The organism is Huintestinicola sp., from assembly GCF_050874005.1.
In the GTDB taxonomy this organism is placed as follows: Bacteria; Bacillota; Clostridia; order Oscillospirales; family Ruminococcaceae; genus Huintestinicola.
Genome location: NZ_JBNMJV010000071.1, coordinates 1 through 7,128, shown reverse-complemented (window position 1 = coordinate 7,128; position 7,128 = coordinate 1). Strand labels below are relative to the sequence as shown.

The 7,128-nt window shown below is 45.1% G+C and carries 6 protein-coding genes; 3 read left to right on the top strand and 3 right to left on the bottom strand.

The annotated features are described in order from the left end of the window. A complete protein-coding gene (locus tag ACR0QN_RS13735; protein ID WP_432651791.1) occupies nt 1–198 on the bottom strand; it encodes a hypothetical protein in 198 nt (65 codons plus the stop codon). 223 nt (nt 199–421) lie between these two features. Between ACR0QN_RS13735 and ACR0QN_RS13730 the strand changes: the two genes are divergently transcribed. Then, nucleotides 422–1,525, top strand: coding sequence for a hypothetical protein (locus ACR0QN_RS13730; protein WP_432651790.1), 1,104 nt, complete (start codon nt 422–424; stop codon nt 1,523–1,525). A 256-nt stretch (nt 1,526–1,781) separates the two neighbouring features. Here ACR0QN_RS13730 and ACR0QN_RS13725 read toward each other — a convergent pair whose 3' ends face one another. Further along, nucleotides 1,782–2,303, bottom strand: a complete 522-nt coding sequence (locus ACR0QN_RS13725; RefSeq protein ID WP_432651789.1) for an endo-1,4-beta-xylanase — start codon at nt 2,301–2,303, stop codon at nt 1,782–1,784. A 216-nt stretch (nt 2,304–2,519) separates the two neighbouring features. On the opposite strand from ACR0QN_RS13725, the gene ACR0QN_RS13720 reads away from it, so the two are divergent. Beyond that, nucleotides 2,520–4,064 (top strand): carboxylesterase/lipase family protein, encoded by a 1,545-nt coding sequence (locus ACR0QN_RS13720; protein ID WP_432651788.1) that lies wholly within the window; start codon nt 2,520–2,522, stop codon nt 4,062–4,064. Further along, nucleotides 4,061–5,461 carry a family 43 glycosylhydrolase gene (locus ACR0QN_RS13715; RefSeq protein WP_432651787.1) on the top strand — a complete coding sequence of 467 codons (1,401 nt, stop codon included), beginning with the start codon at nt 4,061–4,063 and terminating at the stop codon, nt 5,459–5,461. The genes ACR0QN_RS13720 and ACR0QN_RS13715 overlap by 4 nt, the downstream gene beginning before the upstream one ends. A 59-nt stretch (nt 5,462–5,520) precedes the next feature. Here the strand turns inward: ACR0QN_RS13715 and ACR0QN_RS13710 are convergent, their stop codons facing one another. Further along, nucleotides 5,521–6,948, bottom strand: a complete 1,428-nt coding sequence (locus tag ACR0QN_RS13710) for a mannitol dehydrogenase family protein (RefSeq protein ID WP_432651786.1) — start codon at nt 6,946–6,948, stop codon at nt 5,521–5,523. Nucleotides 6,949–7,128: the final 180 nt, after the last annotated feature.

The following is a 7,128-nucleotide window of genomic DNA, read 5'->3' as shown; positions in this document are numbered from 1 at the left end:
TCAATCCCTGTCCGTTCTCTCCTGCTCCGCAAGCCACTCAAAGAATTTCTCCCGTCTGATAAACTTACGCTTACCGATATGTATTACGGGAATGTCCTCACGATTGAACAGGGCATATGACATAGAACGTGAAAATCCCATATCCTGCAAGTCCTTTGCGGAGAGAATTTCGGGTGTGCCGTTCTTTCTGTCCTCCATTGTTTTCACCTCCTCTGCGATTTCGTTACCGACATTATATCACCGATTTTCGCCTTTGTGACAAATTTGTAGGGTGATGGGCAGTCAATCGATTGCAAATGCCCTGTCAATCACTTTGATACTGATTGATTTTGTCTGACTTGCTTGACAAATCGGGCTTATTATTGTATAATGTGACTAACAGAAAGAATAAACACACAATCAACAAAATGGAGGATACATATTGAACATAAAGAACATAATTGCAGAGGATAAGACGGCATCTATCGGGATAAGCTTCGATGTTCCGAATGAAAAGGAGATTATCGCTATCGGAAGTCCTGTTAGGCTGAAAGCATTTTTTACGCTCGGCATAGAAAGTCCTGAAATTGAAGTTCGTACCCGCAAGCTCGGCAGCCTTGTTGATGAGATGAACGATCTTGCTCAATCTGAGGAAGATGGCAAAATGAAGACTCTCGCTGACTGTGCCAACGGCTTATGCGGTATTATCAGTGAAGGACAGGGCAACAAATCTGCGGAGGAATATATAAATGCCCTCGCCAAACTGTATGACAGTTCAAGCAAGGGCAATATGCTTCTGAATTTTATGATTTTCTTTATACTGACGAATTATCAGTACAACCACAAGACGCTCAGCTCCGAATGGCACGTTTTTATGTCCTCGATGAAAAAATCGGCAGCTCGATTTGCTGAACAGTTCAACACCTGCGTATCGGATATGCTCCTGCCGTTCCGTAATCTGCCTACTGTTCCCGAATCAAATGTGCGGTATTGGAACATTCCCGAACAGATAAACGCTTCGCCCACCGATCTGACGGTACATATCTATTACACGCACCTCAACGGCACTTGGCAGACCGCCTATGTAGCTGATGACTCGTTTCTTGCCGTTCTCCGCATTTACGTTGATATGCTTAAACAGGCTAACCGCATTGTTTCAAACTGCACGATCTGCGGAAAGCTCATTATCAAGGACAAGACCAACAATTCCGATTTTTGCAGTCAGGAGTGCCGTAACGTTCACAAGAGAGAATGGACAAAGGAAAATCGCATAAAGAACGCCGAAAGCGATGTGCAATGCCTTTACACTCAGTTCTACAACAATACCAACAACCAAAAACGCAAGCTAAAAAAATGTCCTGAGCTGCTTGAGCAGTACAACGTGCGTTTCAATGAACTAAAGGAAAAGGCTCTTATAATGAAAAGAGGGCTGTCCGATGACAGCCCCACTTCTGAGATAATGGCTTATTCTGTACAGCTTCTTGATTGGGAAACGGAACTTAGAGGGTTGGCAGATAAGCTGCATGAGAAGATAAATATGATATGAATATTGTTCGCTTATGAAATCACTCACATAGTCAGGCAAAGCAGGTGCTTTATGGGAAATAGCACCACATCATTTTTTAATCATTTTATGTCTTAAAACATTTATAGAATGCTGCTTTACCAAAATGGTGCAATCCTTTGAAGCTACGATCTCTGTCTTGTTCGGTACAACCGCTGTCGGTGATTCAAAGCTGTTTTGTGCGTTGCGGCTGTCCGCTGTCAAAATCGTAATTTCTGCTCTTTCATCCATCTCCGTATCATATGGGAACGCCCTCTTTTTTAAGCTCAACAAGTCTCTGCATAAAATCTCTGTAATAATCTCCCTGAACCTTTTCCCAGTCGCCGTTTTTCTGTGTTCCCACATCAAGCTCGGTTATGTGTATCTCAACACCCAGCTCCTCATGATATTTTTTCAGAGCGATCATGTACAGGGTTGGACCTGTGTTCGTATTGATATGAGTCTGCATACCCATTCCGTCAATGTTTCCTGCTTCTGCAATGGGTTTTAAAAATGCAAGGATATCCTTCTGTTTGCCTGTCATGTAGCTGTTGTAGTCGTTATAGAAGAGCTTTGTGCCCTCGGGAGCATACTTGCGGGCAAATTCAAATGCCTTTGCGATATAATCATCGCCGATAGTTTCGTACCAAAGGCTCTTTCTCATGCCGCCGTTGTCTGCTGCGGCTTCGTTAACTACGTCCCATGCGCTGATAAGTCCGGGGTAATTTTCGCTTGTCCACTCCATAACGCTCTTTATGTAGTTTTCCATTCGCTTTAGCATACGATCATCATATCCTTTGAAAAAATTATAGCATAAAAAAACAAGTGCCGCAATTCGATTATTGCTTTTTTAACTATCAATAATTGTGATGTATCACTTATTGTTATTCTCATATCGCAAAAAATGAACAATAATACTAAATATTCCGCACATTTTTTCTTGAAAAACTGAGTTCAATATGGTAATATATTTGCAATAATTCATTTTGGTTCGGAGATGATACTTATTATAAGAATTGCAGAAACAGAAAATGGCAAGCTGAGGGGGCTTCCCGCTGCCGACCCCAGAGTTACAGCATTTAAGGGTATACCTTTTGCTGCGCCGCCCACAGGAGAAAATCGTTGGCGTGCTCCTCAGCCATGCAAAAGCTGGGAAGGTATCCTTGACGCTTATGCCTTTGCGCCGATTTCTATGCAGGACGTTCCGGGACTCGGTACGGATATTTACTGCCGTGAATGGCACGTTGACCCCGAAATTCCCATGAGCGAGGACTGCCTTTATCTTAATGTATGGACAAATGCAAAGAGCACCGATGAAAGGCTGCCTGTTCTTGTGTGGTTTTTCGGCGGCGGTTATCAGTGGGGATATACCTCGGAAATGGAGTTTGACGGTGAACGTCTTGCAAGACAGGGTGTTGTTGTCGTTACCGTCAACTATCGTCTGGGTGCGTTCGGTTTTCTTGCTCACCCTGAAATTACTGCAGCTCAGCCCGATGCTCCCTGCAATTTCGGCAGCCTTGACCAGCAGGTAGGTTTGCGCTGGGTAAAAAGAAACATCGCTTCCTTCGGCGGCGACCCCGAGAATATCACCATTGCGGGGCAGTCTGCGGGGGGCGGCAGTGTTCTTGCTCAGATGGCTTGCAGAGATAATGAGGGGAATTTCAACAAAGCCGTTGTACTCAGCGGAATGTTCCGCAGTCCTTATGAGACAAATCCCTTTTTTGTTCCTCTCCCGCTTGAAAAGGCAGAGAAGCTTGGGGAGGAGCTTTTCAGCTTTATGGGCGTTTCCACACTTGAAGAGGCAAGAAAGCTTGATGCCGCTTTTGTAAGAAGTAAATATTCCGAATTCAGAGGTGTGAGGAATGTTATGTTCTGTATTGTTCAGGACGATAAATTCTGCAAGGGTGACGCTATGAAAGCCTTTTATTCGGGAGAACGTGTGCGTGTTCCCGTTATGGCAGGAAATACGGGGGACGAATTTATTGAGGGTATCAAGGCGGAGGATATCAATGAACTGAGAAATAAAGCAACAACATATTTCGGTGATGATGCGGATAAGTTCCTGGGCTTTGAAGAAGCGGTGAAAAGATCGTGGTGCGGTTATGGGGCTGTCAGTCACCCCGAGATCGGTGTAAAATCCGCTTTTATCTGTGAAAACAGACTGAATGACCCCCGTGACTGCTATTATTATCGTTTCATGCCCGATATTCCCGGAGACGATGACCCGGGCACATTCCATTCGGTTGATCTGTGGTTTTTCTTTGACACTATTGCAAAATGCACCAGACCATATACGGGCAGACATTACGACCTTGCAAGGCAAATGAGCAGCTATTGGATAAACTTTATTAAAACGGGCGACCCCAACGGTAAGGACAGCAACGGTGAGGCACTGCCAAAATGGGATAAATACACCGAGGATAAAAGGGCTGAAATGCTGTTTACATCTGAGGGTGCAAAGTCCGCCGAAGCCGAAAGCGAGTTTGTTTCATTCCTGACAAACGAAGCTGTTATGAGAGAGATGGGAGGAAAAACAAAATGAGTAAAACACCTGCATTTAACCCCTATCTGCCGAGCTGGGAATACATTCCCGACGGCGAGCCTTATGTATTCGGGGACAGAGTTTATGTTTACGGCTCTCACGATTTTTTTAACGGATATGTTTTTTGCATGGGTGACTATATGTGCTGGTCTGCGCCCGTTGACGATTTGGGTGACTGGCGCTGCGAGGGCGTTATTTACGGCAGATGTGACGACCCTATGAACAAGGAGGGGAAGATGTGTCTTTATGCCCCCGATGTGACCGTGGGACCTGACGGACGGTACTATCTTTACTATGTTCTTGACAAGGTGCAGGTCATGTCTGTTGCTGTCTGCGACACTCCTGCGGGAAAATATGAGTTTTACGGATATGTTCATTATCCCGACGGAACAAGGCTTGGGGAACGTGAGGGAGACGAACCGCAGTTTGACCCCGGTGTTATTACCGAGGGGGACAACACCTATCTTTACAGCGGCTTCTGCGGCAAGGGTGATAAGAGCAGGACAGGCTCACGGGCTGTGGTACTTGACAAGGATATGCTCACCGTTATATCCGAGCCTGTTACTGTTATCCCCGGGTGCGAATACAGCAGCGGCACGGGGTTTGAGGGACACGCCTTTTTTGAGGCTTCTTCTATCCGAATGGTGGGAGAAAAATATTATCTTATCTACTCCTCCGAGGTAATGCACGAGCTTTGCTATGCCGTAAGCGACTATCCTCTTGAGGGCTTCAAGTACGGCGGCGTGCTTATTAGCAACACCGATCTGCATATCGACAGCTATAAGCCTGCCAAGCTGCCTATGGCAATGGGTGCAAACAATCACGGAAGCATTGTCATGATAAATGATGATTGGTATATTTTCTATCACCGTCACACTAACGGCACATGGTACAGCAGACAGGGCTGTGCGGAAAGGCTGGAGCTTAATGCTGACGGCTCATTTACTCAGGCGGAAATGACCTCCTGCGGACTTAACGGCGGTCCTCTTGAGGGAAAGGGCGAATATCCCGCATACCTTGCCTGCAATCTTTTCACTCCTAAGCACTCATTATATCTCGGTGAAGAGGGTGCTCCAAAGATCATGCAGGACGGCAGGGACGGTGACGAGGAAACAGGCTATATCGGCAATATCACCGACGGCACTACTGCGGGATTCAAATATTTCCACTGTCATAATGTCAACAGGATATCCGTTACTGCAAGAGGATATGCTCAGGGCATATACCAGGTGAGAACCAAATGGGACGGCGATATCCTCGGTGAGATAAAAGTGGAATTCAGCAATGTCTGGGAAACATACACCTCGGATATAAGTCTCCCCGATGGTGTTAATTCGGTTTACCTCACCTTCAAGGGCAGCGGCAATTCAATGCTCAGATCGTTTACACTTGAATAAGGTAAAATTATCCCCTCCGTCTTTGTTGGCGGAGGGGGCGTTTTTTAGCATGAACAGAATCACTCACTTACATAGGAAGGTAGTGTTTTTCTTACCATGCCGTTTTCACTGAGCATTTTTTCAAAGAGTTCAATAATATTTGCGCTCATACCGTTGCTGCAAAGGTCTGTACCGAACAGGATCTTGTTGCGAAGGATATCTTCAATTTTTGTTCTGTCGTTGATTTTTTCGCCCATTTTAATACCCGACAACGCTTCACGGAGCTTTTCTGACATGGGGTCGGGACTAAGCACCATTTCATTTCCCGCATCATCTATACCCATAAGATATCTGAGCCATGCTGCAATTACAAGGGGTATGTATTTCAGCTGACTTTGCTTTTCCTGTGCTTCATATGCCTTGATCGTCTCGCCGAATCTTATGGCAAGCTTCTGGCTTGTGTCGGTTGCAATTCTCTTCGGGGTATCGGGAAGATAGGGATTTGGAAGTCTTTCGCACAAAACCTCCTTTATAAAATCCATGGGGTCGATTATCTTCGGGTCAACAACAACGGGAATGCCCTCTTTGTAGTCCAGAGCCTCTACAAGCATTCTGAGATCATCGTCCTGCATTTCATCGGAGATCTTTGTAAAACCAAGGAGACAGCCGAATATGGCAAGGGCAGTATGCAGCGGATTTAAACAGGTCGTGACCTTCATTCTATCGGAATTGTTTACAGTTTCTCTGTCTGTAAAATATACCCCGACCTTTTGGAGTGCGGGTCTGCCGTTGGGGAAGGAATCCTCAATGACAAGATACTGCGGTATCTCTGCATTTACAAAGGGAGCGATGTATGTATTTTTGCCTGTGATTATCGGCTCCATATCAATTGCACCAAGCTTTTGCAGCTGTTCCATTATGCTTTTATCGGGGCGGGGAGTTATTTTGTCGATCATGCTCCATGGGAATGAAACCATTTTCTCATTGTTAAGAAATTCAAGAAAATCCTCTCCCACAAAGCCCTTTTTATGCCATTCCTTTGCAATGGCAAGCACCGAATTTTTAAGCTTTTCTCCGTTATGACTGCAGTTATCCATGCTTACAAGGGCAACAGGCTTTTTGCAGGTCATAAATCTTTCATATACAAGTGAGGCAGCTATGGACATAGCGTGCTTGGGTGCTTTGGGTCCTGTTTCAATGTCGCTTTTTACAATGGGGAAATATTCACCGTTCATATCGGATATTGCGTAGCCCTTTTCGGTTATTGTAAAGCTTATCATCTGAAGCGTGGGGGCTGCGGCAATTTCTTTCAGTCTGCCGAATTGTTTTTCGTCGCTTGTATCTGCCGCAATTGCTTCACTGACGGAGGCAATTACGTTCATACGGTTATTTCCGTCGGGCTTTAATCCCACACATAATGTGAGATCGTCAAACCTGTCATAAATTTTGCTGATAATTTCATAGTCAAAGGTATCGGCTGCGATTATTCCCGTTTCCGACGCACCCATTTCAAGAAGCTTATCCGCAAGATCTGCTATATATCCTCTGAAGGTAACCTCTAAAAACCCTGGTATTTAAACAAGCGGAATTATATGAGGAAAATTTTCCGTGTCAAAAGCCGAAACAGCCTCTATTTGACCACAAAATCCCCTCTATTATTGCCCTTTTTCCTCAAAAGGGCGCAGTTA